This is a genomic window from Arsenophonus endosymbiont of Crataerina pallida (genome assembly GCF_964020125.1).
Taxonomy (GTDB): Bacteria; Pseudomonadota; Gammaproteobacteria; order Enterobacterales; family Enterobacteriaceae; genus Arsenophonus; species Arsenophonus nilaparvatae.
The window spans coordinates 1,373,910-1,390,977 of the sequence record NZ_OZ026540.1 but is presented as its reverse complement, the minus strand read 5'-3'; the positions used below and the strand labels follow the sequence as shown (position 1 = coordinate 1,390,977).

The window sequence follows — 17,068 nt, the reverse complement described above, 5'->3', positions numbered from 1 at the left end:
TTACTTCTTAATTAAGACTCCCCACATAGTTAACTTCTTTTTCCATGCTAAATATTCAGGCGATGATAGTTTTGTTAATGGCAAATGCTCTGGTTTTACCTGTATTAATAACTGACGAATCATATCATGTACCCAGGGTGCTTCTTTTATATTCTCGTATCCTGGTACTTTTTCAAGCTCTAGTAGTAAATAGTATAAATTAGTTAATTTCGTTTCAAAATATGAAAGTTTTTCTCTTTGTTTTATATGCAAATTTTTAGTGGCGAGTTTCATTAAGTTGTTCTTTGGAAAAGATGTTATTTCTATAATTGAGTTCTTAAGAATTTCAATAGCATTCTTATTATTTAAGAGAACTAACGTAGGTCGTCGTGGGTTGTTGGTAATAATAAAAAGTTATTATTTATTATTTTTTGTAAGATAACACTATCATCTTTTAATTTTTCTATATAATCTTTTATTTCCCTTATATCATAAGCCTCTAAAATTTTTTCATTCAATTTTATTTCCGTTGCTTTAAATATTTTATCTTTATCTATTCTACTATACATGCTTAATATTTTTTCAGAAAGAGTAGCTAATTTTTTTAATTTATTTAACTCAAGATGTAAATTATCTACTTCATTTTTTAATTCGATTATTTCTTTAGTATTCCACAACATTGGAAATGTGGTTTTTCCAACTTTTATATAGGATAATTCCTCATGAAAAACTTTTTTTTCTTCTTCGTTAAGATGGTATTTATTCTGTGTAATCTGATAATGCTCTATATTCTCAGTAATAATTCGTTTAAATGAATCAGACTCCTGATCTTCTAATGTATCTTTAAATTTATTATAAACTCCTTCAACTTCGATCATGGTTTTTTTAGCGCAAAAAAACGGTAGTTTAGCTCGTTCTTCGTAAGATTTTGTTTTCTCGAAAACCTTATCACACGAATACAATGTAAAATCATCTATCTTTAATTTATACCCCCAATCATCATTAACATCTTTTTCACTTATTTCTAATGTAAATTTACTTTGATGTTCTGGATTGGCTAATTTTCTAAGTTCTATGAATTTTTCTAAACGATTGAATTCAGGACTAATTGTATCTTCATTTTTAATATCTTGAATAGCAAAGAATAAGTCTTTTATTGTTTCATGTTTTACTCCCCCGTTAAACCAGTCAATAATTTTATCAATAAGATCATATAAGTTATTTAACCTGGTCGCTTCTTCTAAGGTATTAGCAGTCAAAACTTGATTAAGCTTTGACTCATTCAATGCTAGGTTTATATTTGGTGTTGAAAAAGTTATAGACATAAAAATCCTTGTAAAAATGGAGTTATGTAAAAAATCGTTACATAAGTTTATTTTCTGTTATTTAAGTTTTTTGTACAAAAATTGATTGAAAAATCAAAAATTTTTCTCTAATCAATTTATCTATATTTGTCATTATTATTGTTTTATTTATATCAGGTGATTACCTTAATTTCTAAAAAACATGAAAAATCGCAGTGGTAGCCCCGCCGCGCCTGCCCGCTAAACATGTCGTTTTTTGTGCAGCTGCACAACGCCTCTCAGCTTAGGCCAGTACTGGCCTTTCCCGTGATTTCAGGTGAGCAAAAACTTGTGCAAATTTGTGCGTTTTTGTGCAAATCCATGCACTTATTTTTTAAATAAGAAGTTTTTTTTGATAGTTTAGATCGGTAGGGGGAATACTCTGTCGATAGTTCCAATATCAATTACTCCCTTAGACAATAAAAAATTATAGGTAATTCTGAACACATCAAATACACTCAATAATGAACATAATATCCATGCTATAACTGTAAAACACACTCCCCAGACCGCTATATAAAAATAAGCGTCCCAACCTTCGGAACGCTTAAATTTATATCTCGCAGATACTGCATTAGTTACATATACGTAGCCACTCATTAACGTCAATGCTAATAAAAGTGTATTCATCGAATTCAGCCTACCTTTTTAGCTGTTTTACCCTTAATTTTATTACCTTTTTCCAATTCATTTTTAAAGGCAGAGATTAACGTTGATTTATCCGATAAAACGCGACCATCACTTGATATTGTGTACTTATCTACATTCTCAAGTAATGCTTTTCTTAGTCTATCTTTAGAGTCAGACATAATCATTTTGGACCTATATAAATCAGTCATACTCTCCTCCAATTAACTACTATGTGATTAATTGCATTATTTCAATAATTTAATAAATTTTTATAAGAAAAGATTCAACATTTCAACTTTATAACTCATTTTTGAGACATTTTTACAAACAACCACAATATGTTGTATTTGAAAAAGTAAAACACACATATTGAGATAAAATTTTTTATTAAACTTCGTTTTTAACTTCAATTTTACTACAAACAATTATCTAAATTAAAAACAGTTTATGATTAGCTGTAGTTGGGCTCCGTTTACCAAACGGAGCCCTTAAAGCAAGCCACATATAACCTTTTCCGTGATTTTAGTTGAGCAAAAAATTGTGCAAATCCATGCAGTTATTCTTTATTTTTCAATAAGGGGAGTTTTTTTGATAATTTAGCCGGGTAACGGGTTCTCAGACTCGGGCGTGTAACTTGAAAAACCGTACTCCCGCAGTAAAAAAAACTCACGGGAGGCGCAATGAGGCTTAAAATAGTGTACATCCAAAGAGGGGGTTAAAACCCCTTTTCTACAGTTATTGCCAGAACTCCGAGGCGCGCCGATGGCGCTTTTTAAAAAATCAACTGCCTGACGCTCGGGTTCTTTTTTCACTAGCCGGTATTTTTTTAACCGCGTTTTCATGATGGGAGTATCTGGGTGAAGTTGTGCATAGATCCCCGCTATTTTTTTGCACCGCTTCGTCATACGCATTCGGTTCGTCTGCTGTTTTATAGGCAACGCGCAAAGTTTGTTCTTTTCGGGGAGTGCAAGGGCCGCCTTGGGCGTCAATATAGGCGGCAAAGTCGCCTTCATCGGCCGCCTTCCTCACTTTTTCCGCCATTTCACCCAAGGTGTCCGCGATCGATAAACTTCTCAAACGTCGACATTCGCGATAGACGCCTTTTGCAGGCAGTTGATAAAAATGAAATTGCGGAATACGCCACGTAGCCGCCCAGGCACTGACTGCTGCTGCCGTTTCCGTTAAGGGTTTACCGGTTTCAAAGTCAGTTTCACCTTCCAGTGCATAGCCGTCGATATTTTTCGCAATATATTTAGCGATATACCCGACGGCACCGCCTTTATTCATGTGTTTACATTCAAAACGATGTTGCTGCGCCCCTTTTTCGTCAGGATCTTCCGCCAAGGCTTTTTTACGCATGATCTCTACCGCCTTGGCGCGATGGGCTTTATCGGTAAAAAGGAGTAAATGCCAGTGTGGGGTAGCGTCATGATGCGGTTCCACCACGCGGACACCATAAACGGCAATGTCATTGTCAGCAAAGGCGGCGCGAATACGTGACCAGACTTTGACTAAATAACGCTGTCCGTCTTTAGGCGTTAACGCTGCTTCTTTCCAGCGATGATTTAATACCGCGATATTATCTTTTCCGCGTTGACGCAATTTAGTCGGGTGATATTTTGATGGGCAGGTGAGCGTGACAAACAGGCCAATATCATTGCGCGTAAGCGCGACTTTTTCAATGCCGGCCATTTGTGCCATCAATTCCATTCGGCGGATCTCCGGATTGGCAATACTCGCCATCACTTTATCGATTAAATCAAATCGTTCGCCACTGTCAGTGTCTTCAATTTCCATTGCCTGCAAATAGCGTAAATTGGCCAGGCGCTGCGATTTTACCGCTCGGATAGCCTGTTGACTGGCATAAGGTTGGTGCTGCTTGCACACATCCATCGCGGCGATCATCAACGATTCGACCCATCGGGTACGGTGTGAGCGCAATTTGGTTAACCAGTAATCCCGACTGATTAAACGGGCAACGGCGGCATACACCTGGCGAAGGGGCATCGTTTGATGATCTTTTCCCTGTGTACGTTGACGTAACGTTTTTTGATAGGATGAATAGTATTCTGGGGTGACATGTAACCCTCGCGCCAATTCCGCTAAACGGCCATAAATATCGGTTTGGACAGTCTCATCGAAAATACGGTTTCTATCGCCCTGATGCGACGTGATGATTTGATCACAACAGCGTTCATAGAAACTAAAAAAAAAGGCTGACAGGTGGCTAGCTAACTGTTTAACCCGTTGATTATTCATGTCCGGTAGCAAATTGAAATCAAGAATATCGGGGGTATCGATAAGGGTCACGGGCCAGTTTTCAACCCGCATTTCATAACGTTGATTAACGGCTGACAGCCTTGGCCAGATTTTTTGATGAAACGTAAAGTAAAGAAAGTGATACGCCTCATGCAATCCCTTTTCACTGATTAACGATTGATAACGTTTTTGATAACGGTAACGTAAATGCTGGGGTAACGAGGCGATATCCTTTAAAATCACTTGCCTCTGAACGCTCTGCTCACGGCTAAGCGGTTTCGGATAAGAAACCGCTTCATGCCGGGGATGATTCCACCAATACGCAAATTTCATCTGGGGTGAATAGGTCATCGGTGAGACCGTAAAATCAATCGTGGCATGCCTCATCGACGCGCACCCCCCAATTTATCCGGATCAAGCAGATTAATCGCGGTTTCACAACGGCGCGATAAGATCTCTACGGTTTCCCGATAGTGATCAAGGGTCCGGATCGCATTGGCATGCGTTCTTAGCGTATGATGTGAAATCAAATCCATCACAAGTCGCACCGGATCAGTATGAAGACAGACCATTTCGTAACACCGTGAGGACGCATTCTCTTCCAGTAAGCGCCATTCGATTTTATGGGTATCTGAATTTTGTTGGCACGAAATGGCAAAACGGGTGCCAAAGATATAAACGCCCGTTTTGGGGTCTAACGGGATCATGATTTGCCTCCAAGTACGGCAATAATTTCTTTTGCCATCTGCCGCTTACCTGAGATAGCCCGTGGCGCGTAAATTTCATGGACAGTAGCCCGCCTGCGTCGGGAGCTAAGACGCTGTAAGTAAATGGCTGTCCTTAGTAACCGCCTCCCGTTATAATCCGGTGTATGTATATTCCCCGACCCGCAAAACTTCTCTTCCAGATAGATGACGGCTGGAACCGGTTACTCATGAAATACGGCTCTTCCGTTCCCGAATGGACTAAACTGGTCGTCGAACGGATGCTCGCCTGTGGCACCGGTGCTATGGGTATCCGTCGTTATTGCTGCGACTCCCCTGACTGCCCGCACACCAAATATTTCTGTCAGAGCTGCAAAAGCAAAGGCTGCAGCGCCTGCGGGATGAAAGCCACCGAACAGTGGATAGCCGAGCAGCAACACATTTTGCCAGACTGCGAATGGCAGCACATCACTTTCACTATGCCCGATAAACTCTGGCCGGCATTTAATCACAACTGGCCATTACTGAATCAGTTGTTTGCCTGTGCCGCTCGAACCCTGCTGAAATGGGCAGAAAAACTCAATATCGAAATCGGGTTGTTTGTCGCCCTGCATACTTACGGGCGTCAGCTTAACCAACACCCGCATATCCATTTATCGGTGACCCGCGGCGGATTATGCCGCAAACACGACGTCTGGCGACCGGTTTTCTTCAAAAAGAAAGTAGTAGAGCGGTACTGGCGCCGGGCTGTCATCGCGTTACTTCGAGAGAATTACGGCGGGCTGAATTTACCTGCTGCCGGCTATGTGCATATCCGCGACTACCGGGAATGGTGTCAGTTTCTGGAATCACAGTACCAGCGGCGCTGGAAAATTCACTTTGCGAAAAAAACCAAACATGCCCGACAAAATGTCAATTATCTTGGCCGTTACCTGAAACGCCCGCCGGTTGCAGCCTCAAAACTGCGTCATTATAACGGCGGCACTGTTGTCCATCATTACTATGATCACCGGACGGGAAAGCACCGCACCCAATATCTGAGCCAGGAAGCAATGTTGTTGCGCTACATCAGCCATATCCCGTCACAGCATTTTAAGATGGTGCGGTATTACGGCTTTCTGGCCAACCGGAAACGGGGTATTTTGCTGCCGAAAGTCTATGCGGCACTGGGTATGCAGGTGAAGAAAAAACCGCATAAACCGGGCTTTGCGTCGCTGATGAAACACTTTACGAATGTGGATCCGTATCAATGCATATTATGTGGGAGCCGGATGATTTTTAACAGCGTACAGGTGGGTATCAGAGCAGAAGTATTACTGGAAATGCGCCGTAAGATAGTCAAAAAGGCGCGAGGGTTACGGAAAACCGCGTAGGGAAGATCTAACTAAATTCAATTTATTGTATAAAAAAACCTCTGGTTGACGAAAAGCCAGGCGACTACTTGATGGTGAAACTAGAGATCGGTCATCCGTATCAGCAATTAAGGTCAGAAAAAAAGAAATAATTAACATTCAATTTCCTAACCATGAACCGTAAACCCCAGATCGGCATAAAGTGATTTTGCGGCAATGGAATTAGAAACGGTGATCGGGTTTCCCTGACGGGTATGCATTTTTTTTAGCCTTTTGGCTAACTTCTCATGTTCCGCTTCGGTAAATTTCTCAGGGCAGTATTGAGTAAACCCGTTTTTATGAGCCAAATAAGGCGGATCACAATAAATCCCATCGTCTTTTATTACTAATGACAGGGTTTCTGACCAGTCACGACAGCGCAAGGTGATTGATTGCGCTTGACGGCTGATAAATTGATTGATTTCTTTTTCGGGAAAATAGACCGTTTTATATTTCCCGGCCGGAACATTAAATTGGCCTTTTTGATTATAACGACACAGGCCATTAAAACCGTGTTTATTTAAATACAGAAAACACACTGCCCGCCACAATAACGTCATCGCTTGATAATTAAATTGATGACGAATGCGATAATAGCGTTGTTTTTCATCACTTCCTGTTTGGGCGAAAGGTGAAAAGAGCGATTTTGCCGCCTCAATAAATACCGTATTGTGATGAATAATCATTTCATAAAAATTAATCAGGTCGGGGTTGGCATCGGCAAGGAGATAGGATTCATAATCGGTATTCATCATCACCGCACAGGATCCGGCAAAAGGCTCCACTAAACGCCGTGTTTTGGGTAGATGGGGCAGCAGTTGCGGCATAATTTGCACTTTAGAACCCGCCCATTTAAGGATGGTTTTGTTAGCCATGTTAACCTTATCGATAATGTCGTTGTTTTGACTCAAAAAAAGACTGACAGTCGACGCAGCGAATGCAGCCTGGGGAAGCGATACGGCGCGCTTCCGGTATCGCTTTTTCACAATCCTCACAATGAAAACGGGCGATACCTTTTTTGCGCTCGGTCACCTGCTTAATCTGGTAAATTAATTGTTGTTGGGCGAGTTCATTCGCTTTATCAATCGGGTCAGACATGGTTTAAATTCTCTGCTCGAAGTTCAAAGTGGTCACTGACTTCCATCACATGCTGATAAGCGGTGTGATACGTCATTTTTTGATGAAGTATTTGATAGGCCAGCGACGTTAAATGAGCAGAAAATTGTCTCAATAAGTGTTTCCTTTCATCTTCCCGATTTTGCTTTAGCAAATCGGTGAGTTTTAATACGCCGAATTGTGCAGTCATATTTTTTTACTTCTCCTTTCCTTATTTTGGATAAAACAATCCCCTGGTGTGGCAACACCGTTAATTTTTATTTATAAATTAAAGTGGCAGTGCGATATTTTTAGGTATTAATGCAACGAGCACCTGTAATTGAAATAGCGCGTTAATAATGGCCTGTTTTTCTTTTTTATTAAATTCATCAAATTTCAAATGATGTTTTTTATTATCAATATTTGCTAAATAAAAAATTAAATTAACAAAGCGTTTATTATGTTTTCGTAAATATTCAATAAATCCCAACAGGCATTGATTATCGGGATTTTCTTTATCCTTATTAAAATGAACCGTTCGACATTTCGCTGCCTTAATTAACCCATCGACGCGCGCATTAATGGGTAGTCCTTCATTGCGATAAATACCCGATTTTCGTTTATTAATATCACCGGGATTATTTTGTAATGTATTAATCGAGTGAATTAATGTATTTGTTAATGCGTGTTTATTCGTCATCATTTTATTTAATAATTAGGGTGAGAAAATAAAAAATAAATAATCCGCCAAATAACAATATTAATTTATCTATTAACGTCAGTTTTTTATTCTTCTTATTATTAATATGATAATTTTTAACGGACTCGCCAGTTAATCGATAGGGGTAGTGCTGATTAGATTTATTCATAAATATCCTCATTAAGTTATCGGTTTTGTTGCCCTGACCGAAAACAGGGTGTTGTGGTATCATGTTTATGCCCACGTTTTCTTTCCAATGAGAGTTGGGCATAAAATCCAACAACAAGGCGTGAAATCCATGTCCCAAGAAAGAGAAGACTATACCCGATTACATAAACCTGCCCCGTCACAGCAAGAGGAACAAAAGACTGGGGATAACGATAAAAAATAAGGAGTCCCAAAATGGAACAGCCATCCGAACACATTAAATTTGAAGTCTACTACTCGATTTACCTTGCCGAAATGACAGAAATTTTTAATCGCCGAGTTGAACAATTTTGTTCTTTTTGGCAGGTATTTCTGGGTGCTTCTGTTTTTGCACATTTCCAATATGGATGGCTGTTGGGTTTTCTGATTGCCTTGATTTCCGCTATTCAGTTTGTTGTTAAATTTGGTGAAAAAGCTGGTAGCGCAAAATCTCAGGTAAGACGATACCGAAGGCTGGCGGATGAACTTCCGCAACTGGATGAAAACCAGATTAAAGCGAGAATGCGAGAAATTGAAGAAACCGACACCCAACCCCTGACTGCGCTTTATCATCCCGCCAGAAAAAGGTCAAGTATTGCGTTGTACGGGGTTGATAGAGAAGCTGGACACCCCCTTACGCGATGGGAAAAAATGATTGCTTTTATCGGCGGTGGTATTCCTAAGTAGCGACATCGGGTTACCTCTTAAATGCGTTTATGAACTATATGTTGACGATACTTTCATGTCGTCACTCGCCATAGCAAAGTTAAAAATTTCCTTGGTGTTAAATAAAAAATAATTAGTTATATTTTTAATGATTAATTGTTCTAAAGGTTTTATTTTGATTGAATTGGCTATCTTTAGCTTCTGGTGATAAATCAATCTGAATCAGTAAATGGTCATGAAGATATAATCGTAATAACTTACCGTCACAAGAGGGCACAACGGAAAGTTCATCAATGCCCATCACATAAGCCAGTCTTGTCGCTTTGACGCTTAAGTTAGGATTTCTCATCATTTATCCCCTGGTATAATTTATCGATATAATGGATTGCTTGAGCCATTGCATCAAATTTACCCAAAGAGTCTTTGCCATACCAGACGTGATAACGTGTGATGGGATTCATTATTTTTCTGGGTAATTTGATAATGTCAAATTCACAATAACTAAAACTGTGAGGACTTTTTTGTTTAATGATCATGATTTCAGTCCTAACCATGTTAACCAGCCATCTCTAATTTCTTTAGGCAATGACTCGTAAGCTAATTTCATTCCTTCATTCCAGGCAGGTAAATAAACCCAATATTCTGAACGGTGTGAGTCAGGAAATTCTTTCATTTGCACTACAGGTAACTTGCCTTTGTTGATCATTCCTTTCACAGCTTCTGGGCTTTTTCCAATTTGTTTTGCGAATTCTTGGTAAGGCAAAGCGTCAGAAAGACTTATCACCTGTTTTGACATCTGCTAATCTTCTATTGAGTATGCGTCAATTACTTACAATAACTTATGTTTATTTGTAGTTCTTGCTCTTATTTATCGATAACAACATAAATTTGCCGAGGAATTGATAATATGTCAATGTCAATAGCAGAAAAAATTAAAATTATTCGTGAATCTGAAAGGTTAAATCGAAGACAACTTGCTGAAATGGTTAACATACCCTATTCATCATTAACTTATTATGAAACAGGAAGGACAACTCCAGATACCTATGTAACTATGAAAATATTAAGTCATCCAAAATTTTTAAAATATACGATGTGGTTTATGACAAATGAGATAGCTCCAGAATCCGGTCAAATTGCACCGGCTCTCGCACACTCTGGGCAAGAAGAAACAAAGTTAGTCCAATCAGAAAAGAAAACTGGTTAGCAATACATCTCGCTTTTTGTGAATGTATTAATTCGAAAAGTTTATCTACCATTGGAGAGATTTCTTATGTCAATTAAGAAACTTGAAGATGGTCGTTATGAAGTGGATATCAGGCCAACTGGTCGTAATGGAAAACGGATCAGACGGAAATTTCAAAAGAAACATGAAGCAATTGCATTTGAACGTTATATTTTAACGAACCATAAATCACAGGAATGGCTACCTAAGCTAAAAGATAAGCGTCACTTGTCAGAGCTATCAGAGGTATGGTGGAAATATCATGGTAATAGTATTAGACATGCAACTAAACGATATCATGAATTAAAAAGAGTAATCAAATTAATGAACGATCCTATTTCGTTTGAGATCAACCGATCATCTTTGACTTTATATTGTCATAATAGACTTGCAACGGGAGTTAAGCCATCAACAATAAATCGTGAATTATGGCAACTCAGCGGTATGTTTACCTATCTTATTTCAGCAGGACTTTTCTAATCTGAAAACCCTATGGATGAATTTAGCGGATTAAAAGAAGATGTTGTAGAAATGTCGTATTTATCAGATAGAGAAATAGAAAATCTACTATCTGTGCTCAGAGGGGATAACTATCTTATAGCTATTTTTTGTATGAGTACGGGAGCAAGATGGAGTGAGGCAATGAAATTGAGGAAAGAACATATTGTCCATAATCGCGTGACATTTTTCGAGACAAAAACTGGTAAGAAGCGATCTGTCCCAATATCTGAAGTAGTGAATAAAATAATTAGTGAAGGCAAAACAGATTTTATTTTTCCCTCCGCTTGTATCTTGAAAACGGTTTAAAATAGTTACGATTAGATTTGGCAAGGTGCATGCAGCCCGATTCCTCCTTGTATCTTGAAAACGGTTTAAAATAGTTACGATTAGATTTGGCAAGGTGCATGCAGCCCGATTCCTCCTAGGGTTTTAAGCCCGTTAATTAGCGACCGGCGCATACACTGAGCCACTCATCTGAAACCCGAACAGTTGTCCGTACTCCATAACGCATTTGCAAGGATGGGTAATCATGAGTCAGCCAAATCCACTTTGTGTGGGTATTGATGTTTCTAAAGCAACGCTGGACATAGCAGCCAGCTGTGATATTGCACAGTTTACGGTCAGTAATGACTCTGACGGTTTTGATGCCATTATCGCCGAATTGAGAAAGCATTCGGTGGTGTTGGTTCTGATGGAGGCAACTGGCGGGCTTGAAGCTACTGTGGCCTGCTCGCTCCAGGCTGAAGGCTTTGACGTCACTGTGATCAATCCCAGACAATCCCGAGACTTTGCCCGCGCTATGGGCTATCTGGCAAAAACTGACCGTATTGATGCCAAAGTGCTTGCACAAATGGCAGAGGTTATTAATCGACATCCGGAGCGAGAGCGCTTTATCCGGACTCTGCCAAATGCAGAACGTCAGGTTCTTGCTGCGATGGTCGTACGCAGACGCCAGTTGATTACAATGTTGGTGGCAGAACGTAATAGGCTGTATACCGCACATCCACAGAATAGAAAAAGCATCAACATCATCATCAAGGCGCTGGAAGATGAACTTGCCAGAATCGATGAGGATATGAACAACCACATAAGGAACCACTTTAAGGATCTGGCCGCTAGGCTGAGCAGCATTAAAGGGGTTGGTACCATGACAGTTGCTGCGTTGTTGGCGGAGCTTCCCGAACTGGGCAGCCTCTCGAGGCGAGCTATTAGCGCGCTTGTAGGCGTTGCCCCCATAAACCGGGACTCGGGTACCATGCGTGGTCGGCGAACCATATTTGGCGGAAGGGACGGAGTCCGAACAGCACTTTATATGGCCGCGCTTGTAGCAACTCGCTTTAATCCGGTGATAAAAGCCTTTTACATGCGCCTGCTTGCAGCGGGAAAAGCCAAAAAAGTGGCGCTGGTCGCCTGTATGCGCAAGCTGCTGACTATCCTGAACGCGATGCTCAGAAAGAACGAAGAATGGAATGAGTCGTACCATCACGTTTCTCCATAATTTTAACGTTCAAGACAGTTGCTAATTATATGGAGTTTCGACATACTTTAAAACGCATCAAGCCAACCTTACCCGCAGGGCAAGCTACTCATGTTATGCGACATACTTTTGCGACTCATTTTATGATTAACGGAGGAAATATTATAACCCTGCAAAGGATATTAGGGCATTCTAAAATTGAGCAGACCATGACTTATGCTCATTTTGCACCTGATTATTTGGATGATGCAATAAGGTTAAATCCTTTACATTTAAGGTTTAAATAGGTATCTAAGAGTGACCACATTTGACCACACTACAGTTATTTACAGTAATTAGCAGTAATCTGTAGGTCAATAAAAACAATGAGTTAGATTTAACTTGTTGTTTTAAAAGTACTAAAAACCCAGCAGCACTGGCATTTGTCGAAATAAAACTTACAGCCATTGCCAAGATTGTATGTTTGAACAGGTTTTTCTGGTTCATAACCAAAACCCCTTAATTATATTTATGATAAGAACGACATTGATAGTCGTAATAGAAAGGCCCGAATTGTATTGCTCCATGCTAATATGGCAAATCAGACCAGTTGACTGAGTATAGAATTGAATACCGGTTTTATTACAAGCATGTTTACTGTGTATATGTTATTTGTTTGTAAAAATGTTATTTGTTTGTAAAAATGTGATTTATTTAACATAAAATTGGTGCATTAATTATGCGAAGTGATAGGCATAGAGTAACAATAGGGATATTAGATCAAATAACTACTTGATATTTTATAGATTATCATATAGTAGCTGGTATTTTTTTGTTAATTAGCGTTATGATTATATTTTGTTAATGTTTATTGTTGGAAAAAATTATGTCGGATGCTAAGAATCGTTGTCATGCAGAAGAAACTGCTGCTTGCTGTTGTGTTGATGTGGGTACAGTGATAGATAATCAAAATTGTACCGCTTCTTTTGAAAAAAATTTTTTAAATCAACAAGAAGCTGAAAAAATGTTAACACAGCTAATAGAAAAAGCACGGTCAGTTGAATCGGAGCCTTGTGTGATTGAACATCAGATTCAGCCTATTACTGAGGGTGTTAAATTACTAGCGAGTTTTACCTTTTGTTGTGAAGCTGAAACGCTAATTTTTCAATTAAATTTGCGTTAATTGAATTTAACAATGCCTACAGAGGTTTTGTAGGCATTGGGTCGTTGAGTTGTTCTCAATATTTTGACTTGTGTGACAAATAAATATTCATATCTTGTGTGCCGCCTCTCAGTTTTTAATTTTTATTATTTTTCTTTCACTACATTTGAATAACAATTGATTATCAGATCAGACCTCTGTGAAGTATTGGGAATGATTAACTATAGTTTCATTTTTCATTTTTCATTTTTCATTTTTTATAAAAAGGGAAGCGAGATCTGCTATGAACTACAACGTTAAGAATACTAATCGTATCGCAATTGTTACTGGGTTACGCCTTCCTTTTGCTAAACAGGCAACGGCTTATCATAATATACCTGCTGTCGATCTAGGCAAAATGGTAGTACGTGAATTAGTTATTCGCAGTGGTATTGATTCTCAACTTATTGATCAAGTGGTTTTTGGTCAAGTAGTTCAGATGCCTGAAGCGCCGAATATTGCTAGAGAAATTGTTTTAGGCACTGGACTACCTGTTTCAATAGATGCTTATAGTATTTCTAGAGCATGTGCTACTAGTTTTCAGGCTATTACCAATATCGTAGAAAGTATGAAGGCGGGCACTATTAAGGTCGGTATTGCTGGTGGAGCGGATTCATCATCAGTTTTACCTATTGGTGTAACTAAAAAAATGGCAAGCACTCTAGTTGACCTCAATAGAGCAAAATCAATTGGCCAACGATTGCGGCTCTTAAGCACATTAAGTTTTCGTGACTTTTTGCCAGTTTCACCAGCAGTAACCGAATATTCTACGGGTTTAAGAATGGGAGATACTGCCGAACAGATGGCAAAAACTTATCATATTAGTCGTGAAGAACAAGACGCTTTTGCTCATCGTTCTCATATCCTAGCCGCCCAGGCTTGGGATAGCGGCGTATTACAGAAAGAAGTAATGACAGCTCATATACCGCCGTTCCTGGAGTCATTATCGGAAGACAATAATGTTCGAAAAGACTCAACACTTGCTTCTTATGCAAAGTTAAAACCGGCTTTTGATCGCCAACATGGTACTGTTACCGCCGCGAACAGCACGCCAATGACTGATGGTGCAGCGGCAGTAATGTTGATGTTTGAATCAAATGCGAAAGCATTAGGTATAACTCCATTAGGTTATATTCGTAGTTATGCTTTTTCGGCTATTGATGTTTGGCAGGACATGCTATTAGGCCCTTCTTATGCTACACCATTAGCTCTTAAGTACTCGGGATTAAGTTTAAAAGATCTTACCTTAATTGATATGCATGAAGCTTTTTCTGCTCAAGTATTAGCCAATATGAAAATGTTTGCGAGCAAAAAATTTGCTCAACAGAAATTAGGGCAATCTGAAGCGATTGGTGAAATTAATATGGAAAAATTTAATGTATTAGGCGGGTCTATTGCTTATGGCCATCCATTTGCTGCCACAGGTGCTCGTATGGTGACACAGACGCTTAATGAGTTACATCGTCGTGGCGGTGGTTTGGCGCTTACGACCGCTTGTGCAGCAGGCGGTTTAGGTGCAGCAATGATTTTGGAGGTTGAGTAGTTATGACCAATAAAAATGAAGAAAAAAACTTACCTGCAATTACTAGCTATCCTGTGTTTCATTTTTCCGTCAAACAAAACAATATCGGTGTTATTTCCATTGATGTTGCCGGCGAAAAAGTTAATACATTAAAAGCTGAATTTGTTGATCAATTTTATATGATATTACAGCAAGCACAAGCAATCGTGGGTTTGAAAGGGATTATTATTATTTCAAATAAACCAGGCTGTTTTCTTGCTGGTGCTGATATTAGTATGATTTCCAATTGTAAAACAAAAGAAGAAGCAACAAGGCTTGCCTGATAGGCCAAAAATTATTTAACTTGCTTGAAAATTATCCATTACCTATTGTCGCTGCAATTGATGGGGTATGTTTAGGCGGCGGATTAGAGTTAGCGCTTGCCTGTCATGTAAGAATTTGTACTCTGTCAGATAAAACGCGTCTTGGTTTACCAGAGGTACAATTAGGCTTAATACCAGGTTCTGGAGGAACACAACGTTTACCTCGTTTAATCGGTTTAGTTAATGGATTAGATTTGATTCTGACTGGTCGTCAATTAAGGCCAAAGCAATCACTAAAATTGGGTTTAGTCGACGATATTGTTCCAGCAGAAATTTTATTGCAAACGGCAATTAACTGGATTGATAAAGGGAGAAAAAACAAAACATGCTTGCCTCTCATGCTGAGTTTATCAGAATTACCCATTATCAGAAATATCTTATTCGCGATAATTAAAAATAAAACAAATTCAAAAAGTAAAGGTCATTACCCTGCGCTAGAAAAAGCGATTTCAGTGGTTGCTATTGGCTATGAAAAAGGTGTGCAAGCCGGACTTGAGGCAGAGGCAAAAGCCTTTGGAGAGCTGGCAATGACACCAGAATCTACCGCTTTACGAGGTTTTTTTTTTGGCTCGACTTCGCTAAAAAGTGAAATGGGTAGTTTTGGAAAATCTGCTACAATTCATCAGGTAGGTGTGTTAGGTGGAGGCCTCATGGGAGGCGGGATTGCCTATGTGGCAGCGGCTCGAGGTAAATTACCTGTTCGAGTGAAGGACATTAATAATGGAGGACTTGATCAGGCATTAAAATTCAGTTGGCAGCGCTTAACGGAGCAAGTTAAACGTAAACGCATATCTGTACAAGAGCGCGCTCAACAGATGATGTTAATTTCAGGCACATTAGACTATAAAGGGCTTGAAAAAACGCAAATTATCGTAGAAGCAGTTTTTGAAGATTTAGCATTAAAGCGTAAAATGGTACAGGAAGTGGAGGCAATGACATTAAATGAAGTTGTTTTTGCTTCTAATACATCTTCGTTACCTATCCATAAAATTGCAGAGTTTGCAAAATACCCAGAACTTATAATTGGACTTCATTACTTTAGTCCAGTCGATAAAATGCCATTGGTTGAAGTGATCCCTCATAGTAAAACGAGTGATCAGACAATTGCTACTGCTGTGACGCTGTGACATTGGCAAAAAAACAGGGTAAAACTGCAATTATTGTTGGTGACAGTGCAGGTTTTTATGTTAATCGGATACTAGCACCTTATATTGCTGAAGCGACACGTTGTCTGTTAGCTGGTGAATCAATTGAGCATATAGATAATGCCTTAGTTAAATTTGGTTTTCCCATTGGTCCATTGAACTTGTTAGACGAAGTCGGAATTGATGTAGGCACTAAAATTATGCCGGTGCTTGTTGAACAATTTGGCGAACGATTTTCTGTCCCTTCAGAACTTAATATTATATTGGAAGATGATAGAAAGGGGCGTAAAAGTGGCCGAGGTTTTTATCTTTATAAGAAAAATAAGATTAGTTGGCCGTGGAGTAAAAAACAGCGTCAAGTCGACACAACCATTTATGAGTTACTTAATATTCAACCCAAAGCAATTTTATCTGAGCAAGAAATTGTTCAGCGTTGTATTATGCTGATGCTGAACGAAGCTACGCGTTGTCTTGACGAAGGTGTTATTCGGCATGTAAATGATGGTGAGATTGGTGCTGTGTTTGGAATTGGTTTTCCTCCTTTTACTGGTGGACCATTTAGATATATGGATCAACAAGGTATATCAAATATTGTTGACATAATGCATCGACTAGCATAGAAATATGGTAACAATTTTGTTCCTTGTGAAAGGCTAATGCAAATGGCTAAATCAAATAAAAAATTCCATCAGTAGTTGATTAT

The 17,068-nt window shown here is 39.2% G+C and carries 22 protein-coding genes and 2 pseudogenes; 11 read left to right on the top strand and 13 right to left on the bottom strand.

All coding sequences use genetic code 11. From position 1 onward, the window contains the following. From AACL31_RS07220 to AACL31_RS07200, 5 genes are all read right to left on the bottom strand, one after another. On the bottom strand, positions 1–273 hold the full coding sequence (locus tag AACL31_RS07220; protein WP_310512758.1) for a hypothetical protein: 273 nt from the start codon (positions 271–273) through the stop codon (positions 1–3). Positions 274–353: 80 nt separating this feature from the next. Next, the gene (locus AACL31_RS07215; RefSeq protein WP_310512759.1) at positions 354–1,304 is read right to left on the bottom strand and encodes a hypothetical protein; all 951 of its coding nucleotides are present in this window, start codon (positions 1,302–1,304) and stop codon (positions 354–356) included. Between the two features lie 653 nt (positions 1,305–1,957). Then, a complete protein-coding gene (locus AACL31_RS07210; RefSeq protein WP_310512760.1) occupies positions 1,958–2,161 on the bottom strand; it encodes a hypothetical protein in 204 nt (67 codons plus the stop codon). Between the two features lie 571 nt (positions 2,162–2,732). After that, complete coding sequence (locus tag AACL31_RS07205) at positions 2,733–4,598, bottom strand: replication endonuclease (RefSeq protein WP_339053887.1); 1,866 nt, start codon at positions 4,596–4,598, stop codon at positions 2,733–2,735. After that, positions 4,595–4,918 (bottom strand): DUF5405 family protein, encoded by a 324-nt coding sequence (locus tag AACL31_RS07200; protein ID WP_310512762.1) that lies wholly within the window; start codon positions 4,916–4,918, stop codon positions 4,595–4,597. The genes AACL31_RS07205 and AACL31_RS07200 overlap by 4 nt, the downstream gene beginning before the upstream one ends. Before the next feature lie 164 nt (positions 4,919–5,082). Here AACL31_RS07200 and AACL31_RS07195 point away from each other — a divergent pair, with 164 nt between their 5' ends. Then, entirely contained in the window at positions 5,083–6,288 is a 1,206-nt protein-coding gene (locus tag AACL31_RS07195; RefSeq protein ID WP_310513469.1) for an IS91 family transposase, read from the top strand. A gap of 146 nt (positions 6,289–6,434) precedes the next feature. Here the strand turns inward: AACL31_RS07195 and AACL31_RS07190 are convergent, their stop codons facing one another. The 4 genes from AACL31_RS07190 to AACL31_RS07175 form a co-directional block, all read right to left on the bottom strand. Next, positions 6,435–7,181 carry a Dam family site-specific DNA-(adenine-N6)-methyltransferase gene (locus AACL31_RS07190; RefSeq protein ID WP_310513037.1) on the bottom strand — a complete coding sequence of 249 codons (747 nt, stop codon included), beginning with the start codon at positions 7,179–7,181 and terminating at the stop codon, positions 6,435–6,437. 7 nt (positions 7,182–7,188) lie between these two features. Then, positions 7,189–7,404: a TraR/DksA family transcriptional regulator gene (locus AACL31_RS07185; protein WP_310513038.1), complete on the bottom strand. Its 216-nt coding sequence runs from the start codon at positions 7,402–7,404 to the stop codon at positions 7,189–7,191. After that, on the bottom strand, positions 7,397–7,612 hold the full coding sequence (locus tag AACL31_RS07180) for a hypothetical protein (RefSeq protein ID WP_310513039.1): 216 nt from the start codon (positions 7,610–7,612) through the stop codon (positions 7,397–7,399). Before AACL31_RS07180 ends, AACL31_RS07185 begins: the two co-directional genes overlap by 8 nt. A gap of 78 nt (positions 7,613–7,690) precedes the next feature. Beyond that, positions 7,691–8,104: a DUF5347 family protein gene (locus tag AACL31_RS07175; RefSeq protein WP_310513040.1), complete on the bottom strand. Its 414-nt coding sequence runs from the start codon at positions 8,102–8,104 to the stop codon at positions 7,691–7,693. A gap of 217 nt (positions 8,105–8,321) precedes the next feature. On the opposite strand from AACL31_RS07175, the gene AACL31_RS07170 reads away from it, so the two are divergent. Then, a complete protein-coding gene (locus tag AACL31_RS07170) occupies positions 8,322–8,492 on the top strand; it encodes a hypothetical protein (RefSeq protein WP_339053886.1) in 171 nt (56 codons plus the stop codon). An 11-nt stretch (positions 8,493–8,503) separates the two neighbouring features. Further along, entirely contained in the window at positions 8,504–8,974 is a 471-nt protein-coding gene (locus AACL31_RS07165) for a hypothetical protein (RefSeq protein WP_310513041.1), read from the top strand. A 124-nt stretch (positions 8,975–9,098) separates the two neighbouring features. Here the strand turns inward: AACL31_RS07165 and AACL31_RS07160 are convergent, their stop codons facing one another. The 3 genes from AACL31_RS07160 to AACL31_RS07150 are packed head-to-tail and all read right to left on the bottom strand — an operon-like array spanning position 9,099 to position 9,749. Next, positions 9,099–9,302: a hypothetical protein gene (locus AACL31_RS07160; protein WP_339053885.1), complete on the bottom strand. Its 204-nt coding sequence runs from the start codon at positions 9,300–9,302 to the stop codon at positions 9,099–9,101. Next, positions 9,289–9,489: a hypothetical protein gene (locus tag AACL31_RS07155; protein ID WP_310513043.1), complete on the bottom strand. Its 201-nt coding sequence runs from the start codon at positions 9,487–9,489 to the stop codon at positions 9,289–9,291. Before AACL31_RS07155 ends, AACL31_RS07160 begins: the two co-directional genes overlap by 14 nt. Next, complete coding sequence (locus AACL31_RS07150; RefSeq protein ID WP_310513044.1) at positions 9,486–9,749, bottom strand: Cox family DNA-binding protein; 264 nt, start codon at positions 9,747–9,749, stop codon at positions 9,486–9,488. The genes AACL31_RS07155 and AACL31_RS07150 overlap by 4 nt, the downstream gene beginning before the upstream one ends. 111 nt (positions 9,750–9,860) lie before the next feature. On the opposite strand from AACL31_RS07150, the gene AACL31_RS07145 reads away from it, so the two are divergent. The 3 genes from AACL31_RS07145 to AACL31_RS20975 all read left to right on the top strand — a co-directional run bounded on the left by AACL31_RS07145 (position 9,861) and on the right by AACL31_RS20975 (position 10,985). Further along, entirely contained in the window at positions 9,861–10,160 is a 300-nt protein-coding gene (locus tag AACL31_RS07145; RefSeq protein ID WP_310513045.1) for a helix-turn-helix transcriptional regulator, read from the top strand. Between the two features lie 66 nt (positions 10,161–10,226). Next, on the top strand, positions 10,227–10,658 hold the full coding sequence (locus AACL31_RS07140) for a phage integrase (protein WP_310513046.1): 432 nt from the start codon (positions 10,227–10,229) through the stop codon (positions 10,656–10,658). 12 nt (positions 10,659–10,670) lie between these two features. Continuing rightward, complete coding sequence (locus AACL31_RS20975) at positions 10,671–10,985, top strand: tyrosine-type recombinase/integrase (protein WP_310513047.1); 315 nt, start codon at positions 10,671–10,673, stop codon at positions 10,983–10,985. Here AACL31_RS20975 and AACL31_RS07135 read toward each other — a convergent pair. Beyond that, on the bottom strand, positions 10,948–11,085 hold the full coding sequence (locus tag AACL31_RS07135) for a hypothetical protein (protein WP_339053884.1): 138 nt from the start codon (positions 11,083–11,085) through the stop codon (positions 10,948–10,950). The two genes, AACL31_RS20975 and AACL31_RS07135, sit on opposite strands and share 38 nt — an antisense overlap. A gap of 123 nt (positions 11,086–11,208) precedes the next feature. Between AACL31_RS07135 and AACL31_RS07130 the strand changes: the two genes are divergently transcribed. The 5 genes and pseudogenes from AACL31_RS07130 to fadJ all read left to right on the top strand — a co-directional run bounded on the left by AACL31_RS07130 (position 11,209) and on the right by fadJ (position 17,060). Continuing rightward, positions 11,209–12,177, top strand: coding sequence for an IS110 family transposase (locus AACL31_RS07130; protein WP_339053074.1), 969 nt, complete (start codon positions 11,209–11,211; stop codon positions 12,175–12,177). Positions 12,178–12,197: 20 nt separating this feature from the next. Then, positions 12,198–12,443, top strand: a pseudogene (locus AACL31_RS07125) (tyrosine-type recombinase/integrase); the annotation flags it as partial. A 578-nt stretch (positions 12,444–13,021) separates the two neighbouring features. Next, on the top strand, positions 13,022–13,318 hold the full coding sequence (locus AACL31_RS07120; protein ID WP_310511439.1) for a YfcZ/YiiS family protein: 297 nt from the start codon (positions 13,022–13,024) through the stop codon (positions 13,316–13,318). 262 nt (positions 13,319–13,580) lie between these two features. Further along, complete coding sequence (gene fadI / locus AACL31_RS07115; RefSeq protein WP_310511438.1) at positions 13,581–14,879, top strand: acetyl-CoA C-acyltransferase FadI; 1,299 nt, start codon at positions 13,581–13,583, stop codon at positions 14,877–14,879. A gap of 2 nt (positions 14,880–14,881) precedes the next feature. Then, positions 14,882–17,060, top strand: a pseudogene (fadJ, locus tag AACL31_RS07110) (fatty acid oxidation complex subunit alpha FadJ). Positions 17,061–17,068 lie beyond the last annotated feature (8 nt).

Coding starts and splice junctions, on each gene's coding strand:
- AACL31_RS07190 (WP_310513037.1), bottom strand. CDS start 7,181: ATGGCTAACAAAACCATCCTTAAATGGGCGGGTTCTAAAGTGCAAATT.
- AACL31_RS07140 (WP_310513046.1), top strand. CDS start 10,227: ATGTCAATTAAGAAACTTGAAGATGGTCGTTATGAAGTGGATATCAGG.
- AACL31_RS07215 (WP_310512759.1), bottom strand. CDS start 1,304: ATGTCTATAACTTTTTCAACACCAAATATAAACCTAGCATTGAATGAG.
- AACL31_RS07205 (WP_339053887.1), bottom strand. CDS start 4,598: ATGAGGCATGCCACGATTGATTTTACGGTCTCACCGATGACCTATTCA.
- AACL31_RS07155 (WP_310513043.1), bottom strand. CDS start 9,489: ATGATCATTAAACAAAAAAGTCCTCACAGTTTTAGTTATTGTGAATTT.
- AACL31_RS20975 (WP_310513047.1), top strand. CDS start 10,671: ATGGATGAATTTAGCGGATTAAAAGAAGATGTTGTAGAAATGTCGTAT.
- AACL31_RS07175 (WP_310513040.1), bottom strand. CDS start 8,104: ATGATGACGAATAAACACGCATTAACAAATACATTAATTCACTCGATT.
- AACL31_RS07210 (WP_310512760.1), bottom strand. CDS start 2,161: ATGACTGATTTATATAGGTCCAAAATGATTATGTCTGACTCTAAAGAT.
- AACL31_RS07120 (WP_310511439.1), top strand. CDS start 13,022: ATGTCGGATGCTAAGAATCGTTGTCATGCAGAAGAAACTGCTGCTTGC.
- AACL31_RS07200 (WP_310512762.1), bottom strand. CDS start 4,918: ATGATCCCGTTAGACCCCAAAACGGGCGTTTATATCTTTGGCACCCGT.
- AACL31_RS07130 (WP_339053074.1), top strand. CDS start 11,209: ATGAGTCAGCCAAATCCACTTTGTGTGGGTATTGATGTTTCTAAAGCA.
- AACL31_RS07160 (WP_339053885.1), bottom strand. CDS start 9,302: ATGAGAAATCCTAACTTAAGCGTCAAAGCGACAAGACTGGCTTATGTG.
- AACL31_RS07220 (WP_310512758.1), bottom strand. CDS start 273: ATGAAACTCGCCACTAAAAATTTGCATATAAAACAAAGAGAAAAACTT.
- fadI (WP_310511438.1), top strand. CDS start 13,581: ATGAACTACAACGTTAAGAATACTAATCGTATCGCAATTGTTACTGGG.
- AACL31_RS07145 (WP_310513045.1), top strand. CDS start 9,861: ATGTCAATGTCAATAGCAGAAAAAATTAAAATTATTCGTGAATCTGAA.
- AACL31_RS07195 (WP_310513469.1), top strand. CDS start 5,083: ATGTATATTCCCCGACCCGCAAAACTTCTCTTCCAGATAGATGACGGC.
- AACL31_RS07150 (WP_310513044.1), bottom strand. CDS start 9,749: ATGTCAAAACAGGTGATAAGTCTTTCTGACGCTTTGCCTTACCAAGAA.
- AACL31_RS07185 (WP_310513038.1), bottom strand. CDS start 7,404: ATGTCTGACCCGATTGATAAAGCGAATGAACTCGCCCAACAACAATTA.
- AACL31_RS07165 (WP_310513041.1), top strand. CDS start 8,504: ATGGAACAGCCATCCGAACACATTAAATTTGAAGTCTACTACTCGATT.
- AACL31_RS07135 (WP_339053884.1), bottom strand. CDS start 11,085: ATGCACCTTGCCAAATCTAATCGTAACTATTTTAAACCGTTTTCAAGA.
- AACL31_RS07180 (WP_310513039.1), bottom strand. CDS start 7,612: ATGACTGCACAATTCGGCGTATTAAAACTCACCGATTTGCTAAAGCAA.